Below are 20250 nucleotides of genomic sequence, written 5' to 3' on the forward strand. Positions count from 1 at the left end.
CGGGAGCGGGCAGGGGGCAGCGGGGGACGTGGGACGGGGGAGGGGCAGGGGGGTGGGGTCAGCGGCGGACGGTGCGGGCGCGGCGGGGCACGTCCGGGGCGGGCGTGTCGACGGGCGCGGGAGTGCTCACCGGCACCGGCACCGGGGTGGCGGCGGCGCGCACCGCGGCGGCCACGTCGAGCATCCCGGTGCCGTACCCGGCAGGCCACGACGGGCGCGGCGCGGCGCTCGTGCGCAGCAGCGCCTCGACCTGCCCCGGCGTCGCCGCGGGCGCCACCGAGCGCACCAGGGCGGCGGCCGCCGCGACCTGCGGGGCGGAGAAGGACGTGCCCGACACCGCGAAGTACTCGTGGCCCTGGCTGGCGGGGCCGCCGGCGGGCACGTCCTCGCCGGGGGCGCTGAGGTCCACCGCGTCGTTGTGCTGCGCCCACGGCGCGGCACCTCCGCCGACGGCCGAGGCGGACACCGAGACGACGCCCGGGTAGGAGGCCGGGTACTCCACCGGGTTGCCCCGGTCCCCGGTGTTGCCCGCGGCGGCGGCGACGACCACTCCCTTGCGCAGGGCGTAGTCCACCGCGTCGGCGGTGACCGTGCTGTACGTCTCCCCGCCCAGGGACAGGTTGACGACGTCGGCGCCGTGGTCGGCCGCCCACACGATGCCCTGCGCGACGGCGGCGCCCGAGCACCCCTGCGGGGTGCACACGCGCACGGGCAGCACGTCGACGTCCGGGGCGACACCCGCGGCGCCGATGCCGTTGTCGAGCGCACCGGCCGCGACCGTGGCGACCTGCGTGCCGTGCGTGCCGATGTCGGTGCCGGTGGCGAAGTCCGCGCCCGGCAGCACCCGCCCGGTCAGGTCGGGGGCGGTGGGGTCCACGCCGCTGTCCAGGACGGCGACGGTGATCCCCTCGCCGGTGGTGGTCGCCCAGGCGGCCGGTGCGCCGATCTCCGACAGGTGCGTGGCGTAGTGCAGGAAGGGGTCGGTCGCCAGGGTCCCGCCGCCGGTCAGGGGTTCGGTCGCGAGCTCGACCGGGCCGGGCGTCAGCCGGTACGTCGTGCGCGGGGCCGCGGAGGACACCGAGTCCTGCGCCTCCAGGCGGTCGGCCAGGCGCTGCGCGGCGGCCGCGTCCGGGGCGGTGACGGTCTCCAGGACGAGGCGGTCGCCGACGTGGCGCAGCAGGTCGACGGCGACCTCGCCGCCCGCCGGTGCGGCGGAGGCGGGCAGGGGCGCGCACGGCAGTGCCACGAGGGCGAAGCCGAGGGCGACGACGGCGCGGCGTCGCGCGGGGCGGGGTTCGGGCACGACGGCTCCCTGCTCGTGGGGGTGGTTCCGGAGGGGCATCGGCACGGTCGGCGCACGACTTGAGCGGATTCCTTGCCCGGTCGGGGGAGCGGCCGCTACGGTTCCCCTCGATACGCATCGACGACGAGCGTGGGAGAGGGGGCGACGTGGTCCGGGTCCCGACCAGCAAGGACGTGGCGCGCGTCGCCGGCGTCTCGCAGAGCACCGTCTCCTACGTGATGAGCGGCAAGCGGCCCATCTCGGAGAAGACTCGCCGGCTCGTCGAGGACGCGATCGCGCAGTTGACGTACCAGCCGAACGCGGGCGCGCGGGCGCTGGCCGGCCGGCGCACGAACGTCGTCGCGGCCGTCGTGCCGTTCCGCACGCCGCTCAGCGCGCACGGCCTGATGGCCTTCGTCGAGGAGATCGCGCTGGCCGCCCGCGCCCGCGACCACGACCTGCTCATCGTCACCGCGGACGAGGGTCCCGGTGCGCTGCAGCGGGTCTCAGGTCGGGCGCTGTGCGACGCGGTCGTCGTCATGGAGGTGCGCACCGACGACGAGCGGGCTGCGGTGGCCCGTTCGCTGGGGCGGCCCACCCTGTTCATCGGGGTCCCGCGGGACGCCGAGGGGCTGCACTGCATCGACTTCGACTTCGAGGGCGCGGCCCGCCTCCTCGTGGCGGAGCTGGCCGCGGCCGGCAACCACGAGGTGGCCGTGCTGGGCTGGGCCCCCGAGCTGGAGGAGCTGGGCATCAACTACGTGCCGAGGTTCCGGGCCGCGGCCGAGACCGCCGCCGCCGAGCACGGGGTGGCGCTGCGCTGGTGCGCGGTGCCGTCCGGGCACGGGGCGGTGGAGGAGTGCGTGGCGCAGGTGCTCGGCGCGCCGGGCGCTCCGCCGGGGCTGCTGGCCTCGACGGGCGCGCAGGCGGTGCTCAGCGCGCTGCTGCGCCGGGACCTGGTGCCCGGCCGCGACCTGGACCTGGTCGCGCTGTGCACCGACGCCGAGGCCGAGGCGCTCCCCGTCCCGCTGACGGCGGTCTCCCCGCAGCCGCGGGACGTCTCGCGGCAGGCGATGGAGTGGCTGTTCGCACTGCTCGAGGACCCCGGGAGCCCCGGCGAGCTGCGCCTGGTGCCCGCGGGGCTGACCCGCCGGCGTTCCGTCCGCACCGCCGGCTGACCACCACGACCGTTTCGACCACACCGCCGCACGACCGATGTCGATACGCATCGACGGAGGAGCACGACGAACCGCAGGACCCGCCGACAGCCCACGACGCCGTGGGTGTGAGGGAAGGAACGAGATGGCTCGACGAGGAACCGCACGTACCGGGCTGGCCGCCCTGCTGGCCGTGCCCCTGCTGCTGAGCGCCTGCGGCGGCGGGAGCGGCGGAGGAACCACCTCCGGCGACTCCGGCACCCTGCGCGTGCTGGACTACTACAACTCCGATCCCAACGCGACGCTGTGGAACGCCGCCATCGAGGCCTGCGGCACCGAGATCGGGGTGGAGATCGACCGCGAGGCCGTGCCCGGCGAGACCCTCATCCAGAAGGTGCTGCAGCAGAGCTCGTCCCGCACGCTGCCGGACGTCCTCATGCTCGACAACCCCGACGTGCAGCAGATCGCGGAGTCCGGCGCGCTGGCCCCGCTGGACGACCTGGGCGTCGACTCCACCGGCGTCGCCCCGGGCGTGCTGGAGGCCTCCACGTACGAGGGTCAGCTGTACGCCCTGCAGCCGGTCACCAACACGATCGCGCTGTTCTACAACAAGACGATCCTCGAGCAGGCCGGGATCACCCCGCCCACCACGTGGGACGAGCTGAAGACGACCGCGGCGGCGCTGACCCAGGGCGACCAGTACGGGTTCGCCATGTCCAACATCAACACCTACGAGGGCACCTGGCAGTTCCTGCCGTTCATGTGGTCCAACGGCGGGGACGAGCGGGACATCGCCACGTCGGAGACGGCGGAGGCCCTGCAGCTGGTGAAGGACCTCATGGAGGCCGGCTCGCTCTCGCAGTCCTCGGTCACCTGGTCGCAGGCCGACGTCGCCGACCAGTTCTCCGCCGGCAACGCCGCCATGATGATCAACGGGCCGTGGAACTTCGGCACGCTGGACGCGGTCGAGGGCCTGGAGTACGGCATCGTGCCGATCCCGGCGCCCACCGCCGGCGGCGCCGTCGTCTCGCCGTTCGGCGGCGAGGCGTGGGCCGTGCCGCAGACCGGCGACGAGGAGAAGATGCAGAAGGCCGCCGACCTCGTGCAGTGCCTGAACAAGGACGAGACCCAGATCGAGGTCTCGGTCGCCACCGGCACCGTGCCCACCAAGCCGGAACTGGCCGACGAGGTCGTCGCGCAGAACCCGAACCTGGCCGCCTTCGCCGAGCAGGTGCCCGACCTGCGAGCCCGCACCGGCCAGCTCGGCCCGGAGTGGCCGGCCGCCGCCACGAAGATCTACACGGCGGTGCAGAACGCGCTCGTCGGCGGCATGACGCCCGAGGACGCCCTGCGGCAGGCGCAGGATGGCTGACGTCGCCACCCCGGGACGTGCGACCGGCGGGGTCACGACCCCGCCGGCCGCGCCTGCCGGGCGCCGGGGCCCCTCGGGCAAGCTGAAGGCCCGGCTGGTGGAGATCGCCTTCGTCGTGCCGGCGGTCGTCTACCTCCTGCTGTTCTTCGGCTACCCCGTCGTGAAGAACGTCGTCATGGGCTTCCAGGAGTACACGACGAGGACCTTCTTCACCGGTGAGGCGCCGTGGATCGGGCTGGAGAACTACCGCAACGTCTTCAGCAGCGCGATCTTCGACCAGGCCCTGCTGAACACGCTGCTCTTCACGGCCGGCTCGATCGCCGGGCAGTTCGTCCTCGGGCTGCTCATCGCGCTGTTCTTCCAGCGGAAGTTCCCGCTGTCGGGGGTGCTGCGCTCGCTGATCCTGCTGCCCTGGCTCATCCCCATGATCGCCGGGACGGCGGTCTGGCGGTGGATCCTCGACGCCGACAACGGCGCCCTCAACCGCATCCTCTCCGCGCTGCCGGGCGTCGACGTGAGCCCGAACTGGCTGACCAGCACGTCGCTGGCCCTCGTGGCCGTCATCGGCGTGAACATCTGGCTCGGCATCCCGTTCAACATGACGATCCTCTACGGCGGGCTGCAGGAGATCCCCGACGAGCTGTACGAGGCGGGCGCGCTCGACGGGGCCACCGGCTGGCGGGCGTTCCGGCACATCACCTGGCCGATGCTGCGGCCCGTGGTCACCGTGGTGCTCGTCCTGGGGGTCGTCTACACGCTGAAGGTCCTCGACGTGATCCTCGGCCTCACCAACGGCGGGCCCGCCAACTCCACGCAGACCATCGCCACGTTCTCGTACGACATGTCGTTCCGGCAGTTCGACTTCGGTGCGGGTGCGGCGCTCGGCAACATCCTGATCGTCATCTCGCTGATCTTCGCCGTCGTCTACCTGCGCGCGAACCGCCGCGCCGTGGACGAGTGAGGCGCGCGATGACCCGAACGGAAGGGGGGAGAACCCCGTGAGCACCGCAGTCCCCGCACCCGTCGCCGAGCGCAGCGCTCCGCGGCGCCGGGACCACGCCCGCGACAGGGCCCCGCGCCGGCCCGGCCACACGATCCTCGGGATCCTGATCCTGGCGTTCATGCTGTTCCCGCTGTACTGGATGGTCAACGTCTCGCTGCAGCCGGCCGGCAACGCCGTGGCGACCCCGTGGTTCCCCGTGGACCTCACCCTGCGCGGCTACAGCACCGCGATCGCCGAGCAGGGCGGGAACCTGGTGACGAGCCTGGTCATCAGCCTCGGCTCCGTGGTGTTCAGCCTGCTGATCGCCACACCCGCCGCCTACGCCATGGCCCACTTCAAGTTCGGCCGGTGGGCCACTGCCATCCTGTTCGGCATCCTCATCACCCAGATGGTCCCGGGCATCGTGGTCGCCAACGCCCTCTACAGCGCCTACACCGACCTGGGTCTGCTCAACACCGTCGGCGGGCTGATCCTGGCCGACTCCGCGGCAGGCATCCCGTTCTCGATCATCCTCATGCGCGCCTTCATGGGCGGCATCCCCAGCTCCATCATCGAGGCGGCCTACGTCGACGGTGCCGGGCACGTCCGCGCCTTCTTCTCCATCGTGCTGCCGATGAGCCGCAACGCCCTCATCACGTCGGGGTTGTTCACGTTCCTCTTCGCCTGGGGCGACTTCCTGTTCGCCCTGACCCTGACCACCACCGAGGACCTGCGCCCCATCACGCTCGGCCTCTACACCTACGTGGGCAGCTTCGTCGCCGACTGGTCGCCGATCATGGCCACGGCCGTGCTGTCCTCCCTGCCCGCCATCGCCCTGCTCGTGCTGGCCCAGCGGTACGTCGCCGCCGGCGTCACGGGCGGGGCCGTCAAGTCCTGAGGGACGACACCGAACCACCGCAGTCCCGAGGAGGACCAGTGAGCAACCCGATCCGCGTCACCGTCTGGGGCGAGAACCGCCACGAGCAGCTCGAGCCGGAGGTCGCGAAGCGCTACCCCGACGGCATGCACGGCGCCGTCGCGCAGGGCATCGAGGCCAACCTCGGCGAACGCGCCGTGGTGCGCACCGCCACCCTGGACGAGCCCGAGCACGGCCTGACCGAGGAGGTGCTGCGCGACACCGACGTCCTCACCTGGTGGGGCCACGCCGCGCACGGCGAGGTCTCCGACGAGGTCGCCGAGCGCGTGCAGCGCCACGTCCTGGAGGGCATGGGCCTGATCGTCCTGCACTCCGGGCACTGGTCGAAGGTGTTCACCCGGCTGATGGGCACCACCTGCACGCTGCGCTGGCGCGCCGAGCACGACCGCGAGCTGGTGTGGACGGTGGACCCCACCCACCCCATCGCCCAGGGGGTCCCGCACCCGCTGATCATCGACGAGGACGAGATGTACGGGGAGTTCTTCGACATCCCCACCCCCGACGAGCTCGTCTTCATCTCCTCCTTCTCCGGTGGGGAGGTGTTCCGCTCCGGCTGCACCTTCAAGCGCGGGCACGGGAAGATCTTCTACTTCCGCCCCGGAGACCAGGAGTACCCCACCTACTTCCACGACGGTGTCCGCAAGGTGATCTCCAACGCCGTCGAGTGGGCGGTCACCCTGCGCCCCGAGCGGGCGGTCCCCACGCTGCTGCGCTACGACACCGAGGACTTCTACAACGGCCACGGGTACCAGGGCGCGCTGCGCGCGGACGCCGAGGAGGGCGCGCAGTGAGCTCCGGGAGCGACGGCGCGCTGCGCGTCGTCCTCGTCGGCGCCGGCGGCATGGGCAGGGCGTGGTTGCGCACGGTCCTCGCCGACGACGAGGTGGCGCTGGCCGGCGTGGTCGACCTCGACCTGGACGTGGCCCGGGCGGCCGTGGTCGAGGCCGGTGTGCCGGACGTCCCGCTGGGCCGCGACGCCGTCGAGCTGGCCCGGGCCACCGGCGCGCACGCCGTCGTCAACGTCACGGTGCCGCGGGCGCACCACCCGGTGACCACGGCGGCGCTGTTCGCGGGGCTGCCGGTGCTGGGGGAGAAGCCGGTCGCCGAGGACGTCGCGCAGGCGCTGTCCCTGGTGGCGGCGGCCGAGGTCACCGGCCGGCTGTTCGTGGTCAGCCAGTCGCGCCGCTACAACGCCCACCTGCACGCCTTCCGCGAGCAGGCGCGCGTGCTGGGCGACCTGGGCGTCCTGACGACCGAGTTCTTCAAGGCGCCGCGCTTCGGCGGGTTCCGCGAGGAGATGGCGCACCCGCTGCTGCTCGACATGGCGATCCACCCCTTCGACACCGCGCGGTTCCTGCTGGGCGCCGAGCCGGTGTCGGTGTACTGCGAGGAGTTCAACCCCTCGTGGAGCTGGTACGCCGGGGACGCCGCGGCCAGCGCCGTGTTCGAGATGACCGGCGGGGTGCGCTACGCCTACACCGGCAGCTGGTGCGCGCCCGGGCTGGAGACGTCGTGGAACGGCGCGTGGCGGCTGTCCGGCTCGGCGGGCACGGCCCGCTGGGACGGGGACTCCGCACCCGTGCTGGAGAGCACCTCGGGCCGGGCGGCGGCCCCTGCGCAGGACCCGGGCCGCGAGATCGCCGGTTCCCTGCGGGCGTTCACCCGCGCCCTGCGCTCGGGGACCACTCCGCACGGGGAGGTGCACGAGAACGTGATGAGCCTGGCGATGGTGGAGGCCGCGGTGCTGTCCGCGCAGGCGGGGGCGCGGGTGCTGGTGGACGACGTGCTGGCGCGCGCGCACGAGCGGGCGCTGGCGGACGAGCGCCGCGAGGACGTCCGCGCGGTGCTGGCGTCGTGGACGTCGGTGCGCGATGCCCTGGCGGCCGGCGCCCCCGCCGCCGCCCCCGAGCCCGCCGCCTGACCCCCGCCGCCCGGCCACGCCCACCTCATCCCTTCCCCTCGTGGTGATCTTGCACGGTTGAAGGTTCACCCGTGCAAGATCACCGCTGGGGAGAGGGGGAGGGAGAGGGGGGGCGGGGGTGTTCCGGGAGCTGAACCGGATCAGTACGATCGCCGCGACGACGAGGAGGTCCATCAGTGTCCGAGCCCGGAACGCACGAAACGCCCGAGCTGGGTGTGGCCGTCGTCGGCCACTCCTTCATGGGTGCCGTCCACTCCCACGCGTGGCGCAGCGTCGACCACGTCGGTGAGCCCCGCTTCCGCACCCGCCGCGTGGCCCTGGCCGGCCGCGACGCCGGCCGCGCCGCCGCCGCGGCCCGCCAGTTCGGGTGGGAGGAGGGCGTGGACGACTGGCGCGCCCTGCTGGAGCGCGACGACGTGCACGTCATCGACGTGCTCACCCCCGGCGACAGCCACGCCGAGATCGCGATCGCCGCCCTGGAGGCCGGCAAGCACGTCATCTGCGAGAAGCCCCTGGCGAAGACCGTCGAGGAGGCGCAGCGGATGACCGAGGTCGCGCAGGCCGCCTCCGCCCGGGGGGTGCGCAGCATGGTGGCCTTCAACTACCGCAAGGTCCCCGCCATCGGCCTGGCGCAGCAGCTGGTCGCATCCGGCCGCCTGGGCGAGGTCCGCCAGGTGCGCGCGCTGTACCTGCAGGACTGGATCGTCGACCCCGAGTTCCCGCTGACGTGGCGCCTGCAGAAGGACCGCTCCGGCGCCGGCGCGCTGGGCGACATCGGCTCGCACATCGTGGACGCCGCGCAGTTCATCACCGGCCAGAAGCTGGTGGGCGTCAACGGCACGCTGGAGACGTTCGTCAAGACCCGCCCGCTGGAGGCGGCCCGCACCGGGCAGAACACCGGCCTGGGCGCGCAGGCCTCCGCCGAGCGCGGCGAGGTCACCGTGGACGACGCGGCGGTGTTCTTCGGCCGCGGCGACGGCGGGGCGCTGATGACGTTCGAGGCGACCCGCATGGCGCTGGGCCGCAAGAACGGCATGCGCATCGAGGTCAACGGCTCGCGCGGCTCGCTCGCGTTCGACTTCGAGTCGATGAACGAGCTGTGGTTCTTCGACGGCGACCTGCCAGACGCGGAGAACGGCTTCCGGCGCATCCTGGCGACCGAGCCGGAGCACCCGGGCGTGTCGAACTGGTGGCCGGCCGGGCACGGCCTGGGCTACGACCACCCGTTCGTGCACGAGCTGCAGGAGTTCCTGGGCGCGATCGCCGACGAGCGCGACCCGTCACCGTCCTTCGCCGACGGGCTGCAGGTGCAGAAGGTGCTCGAAGCCGTGCAGCGCAGCGCCGAGAACGCGTCCGCCTACACCGAGATCTGAGGAGAGCCACGATGCCGCGTCCCGTGACGCTGTTCACCGGCCAGTGGGCCGACCTGCCCTTCGAGGAGGTGTGCCGGCTCGCCTCCGAGTGGGGGTTCGACGGCCTGGAGATCGCCACCTGGGGCGACCACCTGGACTCCACCCGCGGTGCCCGCGACGACGACTACATCGCCGAGAAGAAGGCGGTCCTGGAGAAGTACGGCTTGAAGGTGTGGACGATCTCCTGCCACCTGACCGGGCAGGCCGTCTGCGACCTCATCGACGAGCGGCACAAGGACATCGTGTCCGAGGCCGTGTGGGGCGACGGCGACCCCGAGGGCGTGCGACAGCGGGCCGCGGAGTACGTCAAGGACACCGCCCGCACCGCCGCGAAGCTCGGCGTGAAGACCGTCACCGGGTTCACCGGCTCCTCGATCTGGCACACGGTGGCGATGTTCCCGCCCACCCCGGACTCGATGGTGGAGCGCGGTTACCAGGACTTCGCCGACCGCTGGAACCCCATCCTCGACGTCTTCGACGAGGTGGGCGTGAAGTTCGCCCACGAGGTGCACCCGTCCGAGATCGCCTACGACTACTGGACGACGAAGCGGGCGCTGGAGGCCATCGGGCACCGCGAGGCGTTCGGGCTGAACTTCGACCCCAGCCACTTCGTGTGGCAGGACCTGGACACCGTCGGGTTCCTGCGCGACTTCGCCGACCGCATCTACCACGTGCACTGCAAGGACTCGCGCAAGCAGCTCGACGGCCGGGCCGGGCGGCTCGGTTCGCACCTGCCGTGGGCGGACTCCCGCCGCGGCTGGGACTTCACCTCCGTCGGGCACGGCGACGTGCCGTGGGAGCTGATCTTCCGCGAGCTGAACAACATCGGTTACCAGGGCCCCACCAGCGTGGAGTGGGAGGACGCCGGGGTGGACCGCCTGCGCGGTGCGCCCGACGCGCTGGCGTTCGTGCGCCGCCTCGGCGAGCTGTTCCAGCCGCCGGCCGCGGCGTTCGACGCCGCGTTCAGCTCCAAGGGCTGACCCGCTCCGCCCCGCCCCGCCTCCTCGCTGTGGTCCCGCACGGGTGAACGCTCGACCGTGCGGGACCACCGCGGGGGGCGGGTGCGAGGACGGGAGGTGACATCGCGGTGCAGGCGCTGTGGCCTGGATCACAGGTGGTTCGTGGAGATCCTGTGACCTGGTTGAGTCGAGGTCATGACGACGTCCCCCCGCCGCCAGCGCACCACCCTGCCCACGACCCTCACCGCGGCCGCCCTGGCCGCCGCCGCCCTGTGGAGCGCCGCCCCGGCCTCCGCGCACGAACTGCTGCCCACCGCCCCCGCCCCCCTCGAGCCGGGCGTGCAGCTGGTCCTGGACCGCACCAACGCCGCCCGCGCCACCGCCGGGTGCGCCCCGCTGCACGTGGCCGAGGCCATGACCGACACCGCCTCCGCGCACAGCGCCGAGATGGCCGGCGGCGGGCGCATGAGCCACGTCGGCGCCGACGGCAGCACCCCCCGCACGCGCCTGGCCGCCCACGGCGTGCTGCCCCGCCGCACCGCCGAGAACGTCGCGTACGGCTACGACGCCGCCTCCGTCGTCGACGCCTGGCTCGCCAGCCCGGGGCACCGCGCGAACATCCTGGACTGCCGGCTGACGCTGGTCGGCATCGCCGAGGCCCCCAGCCCGGCGGGCCCCTACTGGACGCAGGTCCTCGCCGGCTACTGAGCCACCTCCCCCCGACCCCTCCCCGCGCGCAGCGCCGGGGCGCGCGACACGCTCCAGCGCGCGCCCCGGCGCTGCGCGCGGCATCCTGCACGGGCGGGTGAGCGACCGGGGAACCGGCCGCCGACGAGGTGCGTCGGACCGGAGGCGCATCGAGCGCAGCAGCCGGGGAGGACGGGCCGTGTCGGGAGCACCGTGGCAGGACCACGCCGCCGAGCAGCTCACCACCCGCGCCCTGCAGGGGCTCTGCGCCGTGCTGGGCGTGGTGCTGGTGGTCCTCGTGGCGCTGCTGGCGCTGCGCACCCTGGGCGGCGCCGGGCAGCCGGCCCTCGGCGCGGACGTCGTGGGCGTCGCCGCGCCGGGCACTGCCGGAGCGACCGCCGCCGCACCCGCGACGGCCTCCGCCGGTGCCGGCCTCGTGGGCGCGCGCGCCGCGGCGGACGAGCAGGCCCTGGCGACGCTGCAGGAGTTGCGCGCGCAGGGCCTGGCCGAGCACCCGCCCCAGGGGCAGTGGGTGGCGCAGCTGGCCGCCAAGAGCGTCGGCACCACCGACCCCGTGCAGACCGCCGCCAACGGCAGCAGCACCTTCTACGCCACCGACATCCTCGAGCAGACCCGCCGGATCGCGTCCCGGACCGCCGGCGGCGACGTCTTCGTGCTGGCCAGCACCGACTTCGCCCCCGGCACCGTCGACGCGCGCGGCAACCCGTACTGGACGACGTTCGCCACCGGGCCGTTCGCCGACGCCGGTGACGTGCGCACCTGGTGTGACAGCGTCTTCGCCGACGTCCCCGAGCGCGAGCGCGTCAACGCCTGCTTCCCCGAGCAGCTGCTCCCGCCGTCCTGACCGGCGCCCTCAGAGGCTGAGGCTGGGGTGCAGCTCGGCCACCGTCCAGGTGCGGCGGCGGTGGCAGGCCAGGACCGTCACGGCCAGCCCCAGCACGCCGAACGCCACCAGCACCGCGGCGTCCACGAGCACCGCACCGACGGGACCCGCACCGATCAGGTGGCGCAGGCCGTCCGTGGCGTACGTCATCGGCAGGTACGGGTGGACGGCGCGGAAGAACGCCGGCGACGTCTCGACCGGGTAGGTGCCGCCCGCCGAGGTCAGCTGCAGCACCAGCAGCACGAGGGCCACCAGCCGCCCCGCCCCGCCCAGCAGCGCGACCACCGCCTGGTGCAGCGCGGTGAACGAGACCGCCACCAGCGCCGTGAACGCGACCGTCACCAGCGGCGAGGGGGACTCCACGCCCACCGCGAGCAGCAGCACCGCCATCAGCACCACCGCCTGCAGCACGCCCAGCAGCACGCCCGGCACGAGCCCGGCGACGGCGGTGCGCAGCGAACCGGCCGTGGAGGCCAGCGCCCGCGCCGACACCGCCCGCAGCACCATGTACGTGACCATGCCGCCCACCCACAGCGCGATCGGCACGAACAGCGGTGCCAGGCCGTCGCTGTAGTGGGCGACCGCGTGGGCGCGGACCCGTTCGGCCTCGACCGGGGCGGCGACGACGTCGGCGAGCCGCCCGGTGTCCTCCTCGTCGTAGGAGGGGACTTCCGCCTGCCCGTCGGCCAGCTGCCCGGCCAGGCTCCCGGCGCCCTCGGCCAGCTGCCCGGTGCCGGTGGCGAGGTCCCCGGCGCCGGTGCGCGCCCGCGAGGCGCCGCCCAGCAGGGCGCTCGCGCCCTCGTCGACCCGCGTCGCCCCGCCGGCCAGCGCCGCGGCGCCGTCGGCGGCGGTGCGGGCACCGGTGGCGACCCGGCCGGTCCCGCCGGCCAGCGCCGCGGCGCCGTCGGCGGCGCCGGCCACGCCCTGCTGCAGGGCGGGGGCGGCGTCGGCCAGGGAGCGGGCGCCGCCGGCCACGGACGCGGCTCCCGTGGACAGTTCCTGCGCGCCCGCGGCCAGGGCGTCCACCTGCTCCTCGACCCGCTGGGCGGCGCCCGCCAGGTCGGTGCCGGCCAGGGCGTCGCGCAGTTCCGCCAGGCGCCGGGCGGCCTCGGCCAGCTCGGTGTCCTGCGGGTTCGCCTCCGCCAGCTCCTGCGCCCGCTGCACCAGCTCGTCCAGGGCGGGCAGGGCCTCCTCGGCCGCGGTGCCCAGCTCGCCGACGCCGTCGGCTGCGGCGGCGGCCTGCGCGGTGGCGGCGGCGATCTGCTCCGCGCCCGCGGCGACGCCCTGCGCCCCCTCGGCCAGCCGGGCGGTCCGCTCGGGCAGGTCCGCGGTGGCGGTGCGCAGCTCCTCCAGCCCGACGCTCAGCGTCGCGGCACCGGCGGCGGCCCCGTCGGCGCCGGTGGCCAGGGTCGCGGTGCCGGCGGCGAGGTCGTCGGCGCCCGTGCGCAGCGCACCGGTGTCGTCGACGAGCTCGGCGGTGCCGGAGCTCAGGTCCCCCAGGCCCACGACGAGCCGGGCGGCCCCGTCGTCGGCCTCGAGGGCGCCCGCGGCGAGCTGCTCGGCGCCGTCGGCGGCCCGGCCGAGGGAGTCGTGGATCGAGGTGAAGGCGACGTAGACGTTCTCCAGGTGGTCCTGCGTGGCGCCGGTGGCGACCTGCGTGCGCACCGAGGTGGCCACGGTGTTCGCGACCTGCCCGACGACGTAGTTCTCGGCGTCGTCGGTGGTCACGCTCAGGCGCGCCTGCCGCGGGTCGTCGCCGCCCGCGGAGGCCAGCGCGGCGGAGAAGTCCTCCGGCACCCGCAGCACGGCGGCGTAGGTGCCGTCCTGCAGGCCCCGCGCGGCCTCGGCCTCGGTGGCCTCCTCCCAGGTGAAGCCGGCGTCGGCGCCGGGCCCGGTGAGCGTCTCGACGAGGTCGCCGCCGGCGTCCAGGGTGCGCTCGGTGCCGTCGGCGCCGGTCACGGGCACCGCCTCGTCGGCGTCCACGACGGCCGCGCGCAGGTTCCCCAGCTCCCCGAGCGGGTCGTGGTTGGCCGACAGGTACAGCCCGCCGTAGACCAGCGGCACCAGCACCACGGTGAGCAGCGCCAGGCGGGTGATGACCGCGCGGCGGAAGCGGGCCAGCTCCAGGCCGGGCAGGGAGAAGCGGGGGCTGCGGCGGGTGAGGCTCATCGGGGGTCCCGGAGGTCGAGGAGGACGGTGTCGGCGTCGGCACCGCGGGGCAGGTCGGGGTGGTCGGTGCAGCTGGCCACGACGGTGAGCGGTTCGGCGGAGGTGCGGCGCAGGGTGGTCAGCGCCTCCCAGGCGCGGCGGCGGTCCTCCGCGCGGCGCAGGGAGTCCACGTCGTCCACGACGAGCACGTCGGGGCGCCCCACCAGCGCCAGCACCACGCCCAGCGCCATCCGCTCCAGCGGGTCCACGTCGCTGACGAACTCGCGCCGGTGCAGGCCCGGCACCGCGGGCCCCGACCCGGTGGACCCCGCCGCGGCGGGGACGTCGAAGGTGCGCTCGACGCGGTCCAGCAGCTCGTCGACCCGGCCGCGCCCGGTCCACGGGCGCCACCACGGCTGGTGCAGGACGAGGCGCTCGGCGACGTGCTGCTCGACGGTGAGGGCGTCGTCGAGGTCGTTGACGCCGCGGACCTCGGCCAGGGCGGCGCGCCGGCGCACCGCCCCGGCCTGCGCGGGCAGGTCGTGGCCCAGGACGCGCAGGGTGCCGCCGGTGGGGCGCATCCGGCCCGCCAGGGTCAGCAGCAGCGACGTCTTGCCGCTGCCGGTGCGCCCGCGCACCACGAGCATCGAGCCGACGGGCACGTCGACGTCCACGCCGGTGAGGACGTCACGGCCGCCGCTGCGCAGGGCCAGGCCCCGCGCGCGCACGGCCAGCTCCACGTGCTTGCCGCTCACCGCGCGCCCCCGGGGCGGGGCGCGGCGGTGGCCAGGGGGGTGGAGAACGCCTCCAGCACGGCGGTGACCAGGCGCACCTCGAAGGCGCGCCCGCCCTCGCCGCCCGCCGCCCCGGGGGCGGTGGCGCCCTCGTGGGCGGCCAGGACGGCGCGGGCCAGCTCGCCGGCGTCGCGCGCCTGCCTGCCGGTGCGGGCCAACCCCTCGGTCAGCAGCGGTGCCAGCTGCGCCAGCAGCTCCTCGCGCGCGCCGGTGAGCACCTGCGCGGCCGCGGGGTTGCGCAGCGCCTGGGCGGAGAACTCCGCGCGCACGGCGAGCCACTGCCGGTCCACCGGCAGCAGGTCCAGGACGCGGGCGACGAGGTCCGGCAGCGCGGTGGGTGCGGCGGTGGGTGCGGCGGCGGGGCGCACGTGCGAGCGCACGTGCTCCAGCACGCGCCCGGCCCGTTCGGCGTGGAGGGCGGCGACGACCTCGTCCATGCTGGTGAAGTTGGAGTAGAAGGCGCCGCGGGTGAAGCCGGCGCGCTCGCAGACGCCCTCGACGCTGCTGCGGGCCAGGCCCTGCTCCGCGAGCAGCTCCAGGGCGGCGGCGAGCAGCCGGGTGCGGGTCTGCTCGCGGCGGCGGGTGGTGCGCGAGCCCCCGGCGCGCGGTGCCGGCGCCGGTGCGGGTGGGGACGCGGGTGGGGGCGCGGGGGCGGTGGGCACGCGGGGAGGGTAGCGCGCTCTCGATGCGATCCGTATCGGATTCACGGTGCATCCGGTGCGGAGCGCATCCGATGCGTGGCGGATCGGCACGAGTCCGGCCGATGCGACCGGAGCACCCCCGCGCGCTGCTTAGGGTGGCCGGGGGGTTGCACGGAGTGTGCCGTGCGCAGCGAGCGGGGGACGACGACGTGCACGAGCGGCAGGACCGGCCGGCGCAGCAGGACACCGCGGGGAACCGCCGGCGCGGGCCCCGGGGACGCACCCGCCTCCTCGTCGGCCTCGGCGCCGGCGCGGCCGTCCTCGCCGGCGGGTACGCCACCGCCGCCCTCGCCCTGGGCGGCCAGGCGCCCCGCGGCACCACCGTCCTGGGCGCGGACGTCGGCGGCCTGGACCGTGCCGGCGTCGAGCGCGCCCTGGCCGGGCCGGCCGCCGCCGTGCAGGCGCAGCCCGTCGCCGTGCGCGTCACCAGCCCCGCCGGCGACGTCGACGGCACCGTCGAGACCCCCACCGGCCTGAGCATCGACGTGCCCGCCACCGCCGCGGCCCTCACCGGGCCCGCCTGGGACCCCCGCGAGCTGTGGCACCACCTCGCCGGCGGCGGCGAGGAGCGCCCCGTCACCGACGTCGACCGCGACGCGCTGCGCGCCGGGCTGCAGCCCCTGGCCGGCGCCGTCGAGCAGCCGCCCGTCGAGGGCGCCGTCACCTTCGAGGTGCGCCCCGGCGCCGACGGGGCCCCCGCGAGCGTCGAGCCCGTGCCCGTGCAGCCCGCGCCCGGGCGCACCCTCGACGCCGCGCGCGCCGTGGACGCCGTCGCCGCCGCCTGGCCGGCCGCCGGGACGGGCGAAGACCCCGTCGAGGTCGCCGCGCGCGTGGTGCGCCCCGCGCTGGACGCCGAGGACGTCGCCACCGCCGTGGACGCCGTCGCCCGCCCCGCCGTCGCCGGCGACCTCGTCGTCGCCGGCGGCGGGCGCGAGGTCGTCCTGGCCCCGCCCGCCTTCGCCCCCGCGCTGTCCGTGCGGGCCGTCGAGGGCAGCGCCGAGCTGGTCGCCGACGGCGCGGCCCTGGAGGCCGCCGTCCTGGCCGCCGACCCCGCCTTCGAGACCGCCCCGCAGGACGCCCGCATCGAGGTCGCCGACGCCGTGCCGCGCGTCGTGCCGGCCGTGCAGGGCACCGACGTGACGCCCGAGGCGCTGGCGACAGCGGTCACCGCCGCCCTCACCGCACCGGCCGTCACGCCCTCCGCCACCTCGTCCACGTCCGACCCGTCGGCGGCGCCCGCGTCGGCGGCTCCCGCGGAGCCGTCCCGGCGCGCCGAGGTCCCCCTCGTGACCGCGCCGCCCGCGCTGAGCACCGAGGAACTGGCCGGCCTGGGCATCGTCGAGCAGATCTCCACGTTCACCACGACGCTCACCTCAGACCGCGACCGCACCGAGAACATCCGCATCGCCGCGGCCGCCGTGGACGGGACCCTGCTGCGGCCGGGGGAGGAGTTCTCCATGAACGACACCGTCGGCGAGCGCACCCCCGCCCGCGGCTACAACCGCGCCGGCGTCATCTCCAACGGCCGCCTCGTCGAGGACTACGGCGGCGGGGTCTCCCAGCTGTCCACCACCCTGTTCAACGCGGTGTTCTTCGCCGGACTGGACGAGATCGAGCACAAGCCGCACTCGTTCTACATCTCCCGCTACCCCGAGGGCCGCGAGGCGACGATCGACTGGCGCAGCATCGACAACCGGTTCCGCAACGACTCCGGCCACGGCGTGTACATCACCGCCGGGATCAGCGGCAACCAGCTGACGGTGTCGATGTACGGCACCAAGCGCTGGGAGGTCCAGGCGCTCAAGAGCGCGCGCAGCAACGTCCGCACGCCCCGCACGATCTACGACACCAGCTCGAACTGCTCCCCGCAGTCCTCGAACACCGGTTTCGACGTCACCGTCACCCGCGTCATGACGCCCGTCGGCGGCGGCGCCGAGCAGCGCGAGAGCTGGACGACCAGGTACAACGCGCAGAACCGCGTCGTGTGCGGCCCGGACCCGGCGACGGTGCGGCCCAGCCCGACCGCCACCGCCACGTCCTCCGCACCGGCGCCCTCCGCGCCGGTGGACACCGCCCCTGCGCCGGCCGCACCCGCCCCCTGACCGGGGGACCGGGCGGGTGAGCCGGCCCGGGGTGTTCAGCAGGCCGCCGGAGCTGCCGATGGGAACGGTGAGGGCGCTCGGGCTGCGGGCGGTCCCGCCGGACGCTGGAGCGCGACGATGCCGAACCCCACCACCCCCGCAGACTCCCGGCCCACCGGACCCCGCCAGTGGGCCGCGGACCGTCCCGTCGCCGTGAAGATCAGCGCCGGCATCGCCGTCAGCGCGGTCGTCGCCGTCGCCGTCGGTGGGCTCGCCGCCACGCGCATGGTCGAGCTGCGGAACACCACCGCCGCGTCGTACTCGCAGAGCGTGCAGCCCATGGTGGACCTGGCGGCCGTCCAGCGCGGTTTCCAGGCCGCCCGCGCCCGCATCGTGGAGTACCCGGCGGCCTCCCCGGACACGCGCACCGAACTGCGCGAGCAGCTCGACGAGAAGGTCGGCGACCTGGAGGCGGGGCTGGAGGCCTACTCCGCGAGCGCCGCCGACCCCCAGCAGGTCGAGGCGTTCACCGACGCCTACCAGGAGATGGTGCAGCTCTTCGAGGAGCAGCTGGCGCCGCAGGCCGACGGCGGTGACGTCGCCGGCGCCGCCGTCACCTACCGCGAGGTCGTCCTGCCCGTCGTCACCCGCGGCGCCGACGCCGTCGAGGCCGCCGGCGAGGCCGAGGAGGCGCGCGCGAAGGCCCGCACCGAGGCCGCCGCCGACCGCGTCAGCTCGGGCCTGCTGCTCGTGGTGGGCGTGCTGATCGGTGGTCTGGCCGCCGCCGCCGTGCTGTCCGCCGTCGTCGTGCGCGGCATCACCCGCTCGCTGCGCGCCGTCTCCGAGGTCCTGGACGCCGTCGCCGACGGCGACCTGACCCGCACCGCGGACCTGACCAGCGACGACGAGATCGGCCGCATGGGGCAGAGCCTGCAGCGCGCCACCTCCAGCCTGCGCCGGGTCGTGCAGACCATCGCCGGCACGTCCACCGCGCTCGGCGCGGCCAGCACGGAGCTGTCCGGCACCAGTTCGAGCCTGGCGCACGGCGCCCGGGAGGCCTCCGCGCAGGCCGGGGTCGTCTCCGCTGCCGCCGAGGGGGTCTCCCGCACCGTGGAGACCCTCGCCGCGGGCAGCGAGGAGATGGGGGCCTCGATCCGGGAGATCTCCGTCAGCGCCGCCGAGGCCGCCAGGGTCGCCGGTCAGGCGGTCGTGATGGCCGGCACCGCCGACGACACCGTCAGCAGGCTGGGCGCCAGTTCCCGCGAGATCGGGAACGTCGTCAAGGCCATCACCGCCATCGCCGAGCAGACGAACCTGCTGGCGCTGAACGCCACCATCGAGGCGGCCCGCGCGGGCGAGATGGGCAAGGGCTTCGCCGTCGTCGCCGGGGAGGTCAAGGAACTGGCCCAGCAGACCGCCCGGGCCACCGAGGACATCACCCACCGCGTCGACGCGATCCAGGCCGACACCGGCAGCGCCGTCTCCGCCATCGCCGAGATCCGCGACGTCATCGCCCGGATCAGCGACTTCCAGACCACGATCGCCTCCGCCGTGGAGGAGCAGACCGCCACGACGAACGAGATGAACGGCAACGTGACCGAGGCGGCGGGTGCCTCGGGCGAGATCGCGCGCAACATCTCCTCGATCGCCGAGAGCGCCGGCGCCACCACCAGCGGTGCGGCGCAGGCCCAGCGCGCCTCCGGCGAGCTCGAGCGGCTCGCGCGTGAGCTGCAGGGCGCCGTGGGGGGTTTCCGCTTCTGACGCGGTCCCGAGGGTGGGCGCGGTCCCGCGCGGCTCAGCCGTCAGCGCCGCCGAACAGCGGTTCCAGCCGCTCGCGGGCGGCGGCCACGTCCCAGCCGCGCGCGGCGACCCACGCGTCGTCGTAGTAGGTGTCCCCGTACCGGGAGCCGTCGTCGCAGATCAGCGTGACGACGCTGCCGGGGCGGCCCTCGCGGCGCAGCCGCTGCACCAGGTGCAGCGCGAGGACCAGGTTCGTGCCGGTGGAGGCGCCCGCGCGGATCCCGGTGCGCTCGTGCAGGAGCCGCACCGCGGCCACCGACTCCGCGTCCGGCACGGTCTGCACCAGGTCGATGACGCCCGGCACGAACGAGGGTTCCACGCGCGGGCGGCCGATCCCCTCGATGGCGGAGCCCGGTGCGGTGACGGTGCGCGAGCCGGTGCGCCACGCCTGCTCGAACGCGGAACCCTCCGGGTCCGCGACGGCCAGGCGGGTGCGCCGCCGGGTGTATCGGCAGTACCGCCCGATCGTGGCGCTGGTGCCGCCGGTGCCGGCCCCCACGACGATCCACTCCGGTTCGGGGTTCTCCTCCAGCGCCATCTGCCCGAAGATCGAGCAGGCGATGTTGTTGTTGCCGCGCCAGTCGGTGACGGTGGAGGCCATCGCGAACTGGTCCAGGTAGTGCCAGCCGTCCCGGGCGCCGAACCCCTCGGCGACCGCGTACACCTCTCCGGGCCGGTCCACCAGGTGCAGGCGCCCGCCGTGGCGGCGGATCAGGTCCAGCTTGGCGATCGCCGTGGAGCGCGGGACGACGGCCACGAACTCCAGGCCGAGCATGCGCGCGAAGTACGCCTCGGACACCGCGGTGGAACCGCTGGAGGCCTCCACGAGCGTCGTGCCCGGGCCGATGTCGCCGTTGGCCAGGCCGAACAGGAAGAGCGAGCGCGCCAGGCGGTGCTTGAGCGAGCCGGTGGGGTGGGTCGACTCGTCCTTGAGGTACAGCTGCACGCCCCACGCCGGCGGCAGCGGCAGCACCCGCAGGTGCGTGTCGGCGCTGCGGTTGGCGTCGGCCTCCACCAGGCGCACCGCCCGGTGCACCCACGCGCGCCCCTCGTCCTCGCTCACCCGCTACCCCCCGACCTCGGTGATCAAGGAAGTCGCGACTTCCTTGATCA

17 protein-coding genes are annotated in these 20250 nt (G+C 75.0%); 12 read left to right on the plus strand and 5 right to left on the minus strand.

Going from position 1 to position 20250, the window contains the following annotated elements:
• Positions 1-58: 58 nt before the first annotated feature.
• A complete protein-coding gene (locus ACRYR9_RS16030; RefSeq protein WP_432498934.1) occupies positions 59-1303 on the minus strand; it encodes a S8 family serine peptidase in 1245 nt (414 codons plus the stop codon).
• A gap of 146 nt (positions 1304-1449) precedes the next feature.
• Between ACRYR9_RS16030 and ACRYR9_RS16035 the strand changes: the two genes are divergently transcribed.
• From ACRYR9_RS16035 to ACRYR9_RS16080, 10 genes are all read left to right on the plus strand, one after another.
• Positions 1450-2460 (plus strand): LacI family DNA-binding transcriptional regulator, encoded by a 1011-nt coding sequence (locus ACRYR9_RS16035; protein WP_432498937.1) that lies wholly within the window; start codon positions 1450-1452, stop codon positions 2458-2460.
• A 124-nt stretch (positions 2461-2584) separates the two neighbouring features.
• A complete protein-coding gene (locus tag ACRYR9_RS16040; protein ID WP_432498939.1) occupies positions 2585-3811 on the plus strand; it encodes a sugar ABC transporter substrate-binding protein in 1227 nt (408 codons plus the stop codon).
• On the plus strand, positions 3804-4772 hold the full coding sequence (locus ACRYR9_RS16045) for a carbohydrate ABC transporter permease (RefSeq protein WP_432498941.1): 969 nt from the start codon (positions 3804-3806) through the stop codon (positions 4770-4772). The genes ACRYR9_RS16040 and ACRYR9_RS16045 overlap by 8 nt, the downstream gene beginning before the upstream one ends.
• A gap of 37 nt (positions 4773-4809) precedes the next feature.
• Entirely contained in the window at positions 4810-5691 is an 882-nt protein-coding gene (locus ACRYR9_RS16050; RefSeq protein ID WP_432498943.1) for a carbohydrate ABC transporter permease, read from the plus strand.
• 38 nt (positions 5692-5729) lie between these two features.
• On the plus strand, positions 5730-6521 hold the full coding sequence (locus ACRYR9_RS16055; protein ID WP_432498945.1) for a ThuA domain-containing protein: 792 nt from the start codon (positions 5730-5732) through the stop codon (positions 6519-6521).
• Positions 6518-7651, plus strand: a complete 1134-nt coding sequence (locus tag ACRYR9_RS16060) for a Gfo/Idh/MocA family protein (RefSeq protein WP_432498948.1) — start codon at positions 6518-6520, stop codon at positions 7649-7651. Before ACRYR9_RS16055 ends, ACRYR9_RS16060 begins: the two co-directional genes overlap by 4 nt.
• Before the next feature lie 176 nt (positions 7652-7827).
• On the plus strand, positions 7828-9024 hold the full coding sequence (locus ACRYR9_RS16065; RefSeq protein ID WP_432499140.1) for a Gfo/Idh/MocA family protein: 1197 nt from the start codon (positions 7828-7830) through the stop codon (positions 9022-9024).
• A gap of 11 nt (positions 9025-9035) precedes the next feature.
• Positions 9036-10043: a sugar phosphate isomerase/epimerase family protein gene (locus ACRYR9_RS16070; protein ID WP_432499138.1), complete on the plus strand. Its 1008-nt coding sequence runs from the start codon at positions 9036-9038 to the stop codon at positions 10041-10043.
• A 174-nt stretch (positions 10044-10217) separates the two neighbouring features.
• Complete coding sequence (locus ACRYR9_RS16075; RefSeq protein ID WP_432498225.1) at positions 10218-10730, plus strand: CAP domain-containing protein; 513 nt, start codon at positions 10218-10220, stop codon at positions 10728-10730.
• A gap of 178 nt (positions 10731-10908) precedes the next feature.
• Entirely contained in the window at positions 10909-11574 is a 666-nt protein-coding gene (locus ACRYR9_RS16080) for a hypothetical protein (protein ID WP_432498223.1), read from the plus strand.
• 9 nt (positions 11575-11583) lie between these two features.
• Here ACRYR9_RS16080 and ACRYR9_RS16085 read toward each other — a convergent pair whose 3' ends face one another.
• Genes ACRYR9_RS16085 through ACRYR9_RS16095 form a run of 3 tightly spaced genes read right to left on the minus strand, consistent with a single transcriptional unit; the run spans position 11584 to position 15217 of the window.
• Positions 11584-13782, minus strand: coding sequence for a YhgE/Pip domain-containing protein (locus tag ACRYR9_RS16085; protein WP_432498220.1), 2199 nt, complete (start codon positions 13780-13782; stop codon positions 11584-11586).
• The gene (locus ACRYR9_RS16090; RefSeq protein ID WP_432498218.1) at positions 13779-14516 is read right to left on the minus strand and encodes an ABC transporter ATP-binding protein; all 738 of its coding nucleotides are present in this window, start codon (positions 14514-14516) and stop codon (positions 13779-13781) included. Before ACRYR9_RS16090 ends, ACRYR9_RS16085 begins: the two co-directional genes overlap by 4 nt.
• Positions 14513-15217 carry a TetR/AcrR family transcriptional regulator gene (locus ACRYR9_RS16095; protein WP_432498215.1) on the minus strand — a complete coding sequence of 235 codons (705 nt, stop codon included), beginning with the start codon at positions 15215-15217 and terminating at the stop codon, positions 14513-14515. Before ACRYR9_RS16095 ends, ACRYR9_RS16090 begins: the two co-directional genes overlap by 4 nt.
• A 188-nt stretch (positions 15218-15405) precedes the next feature.
• On the opposite strand from ACRYR9_RS16095, the gene ACRYR9_RS16100 reads away from it, so the two are divergent.
• Together ACRYR9_RS16100 and ACRYR9_RS16105 are read left to right on the plus strand one after the other, a co-directional pair.
• Entirely contained in the window at positions 15406-17358 is a 1953-nt protein-coding gene (locus ACRYR9_RS16100) for a VanW family protein (protein WP_432498213.1), read from the plus strand.
• 117 nt (positions 17359-17475) lie between these two features.
• Positions 17476-19098, plus strand: coding sequence for a methyl-accepting chemotaxis protein (locus tag ACRYR9_RS16105; RefSeq protein WP_432498211.1), 1623 nt, complete (start codon positions 17476-17478; stop codon positions 19096-19098).
• A gap of 34 nt (positions 19099-19132) precedes the next feature.
• Here ACRYR9_RS16105 and ACRYR9_RS16110 read toward each other — a convergent pair whose 3' ends face one another.
• On the minus strand, positions 19133-20200 hold the full coding sequence (locus ACRYR9_RS16110) for a PLP-dependent cysteine synthase family protein (RefSeq protein WP_432498209.1): 1068 nt from the start codon (positions 20198-20200) through the stop codon (positions 19133-19135).
• Positions 20201-20250: the final 50 nt, after the last annotated feature.

Origin of the sequence: Kineococcus auxinigenes (assembly GCF_050871525.1) — a bacterium.
GTDB lineage: Bacteria > Actinomycetota > Actinomycetes > Actinomycetales > Kineococcaceae > Kineococcus.

What these genes read in the sequence shown, in the direction of transcription:
- ACRYR9_RS16085 (WP_432498220.1), bottom strand. Translation starts at nt 13,782, where the DNA reads ATGAGCCTCACCCGCCGCAGCCCCCGCTTCTCCCTGCCCGGCCTGGAG.
- ACRYR9_RS16070 (WP_432499138.1), top strand. Translation starts at nt 9,036, where the DNA reads ATGCCGCGTCCCGTGACGCTGTTCACCGGCCAGTGGGCCGACCTGCCC.
- ACRYR9_RS16040 (WP_432498939.1), top strand. Translation starts at nt 2,585, where the DNA reads ATGGCTCGACGAGGAACCGCACGTACCGGGCTGGCCGCCCTGCTGGCC.
- ACRYR9_RS16045 (WP_432498941.1), top strand. Translation starts at nt 3,804, where the DNA reads ATGGCTGACGTCGCCACCCCGGGACGTGCGACCGGCGGGGTCACGACC.
- ACRYR9_RS16105 (WP_432498211.1), top strand. Translation starts at nt 17,476, where the DNA reads ATGCCGAACCCCACCACCCCCGCAGACTCCCGGCCCACCGGACCCCGC.
- ACRYR9_RS16075 (WP_432498225.1), top strand. Translation starts at nt 10,218, where the DNA reads ATGACGACGTCCCCCCGCCGCCAGCGCACCACCCTGCCCACGACCCTC.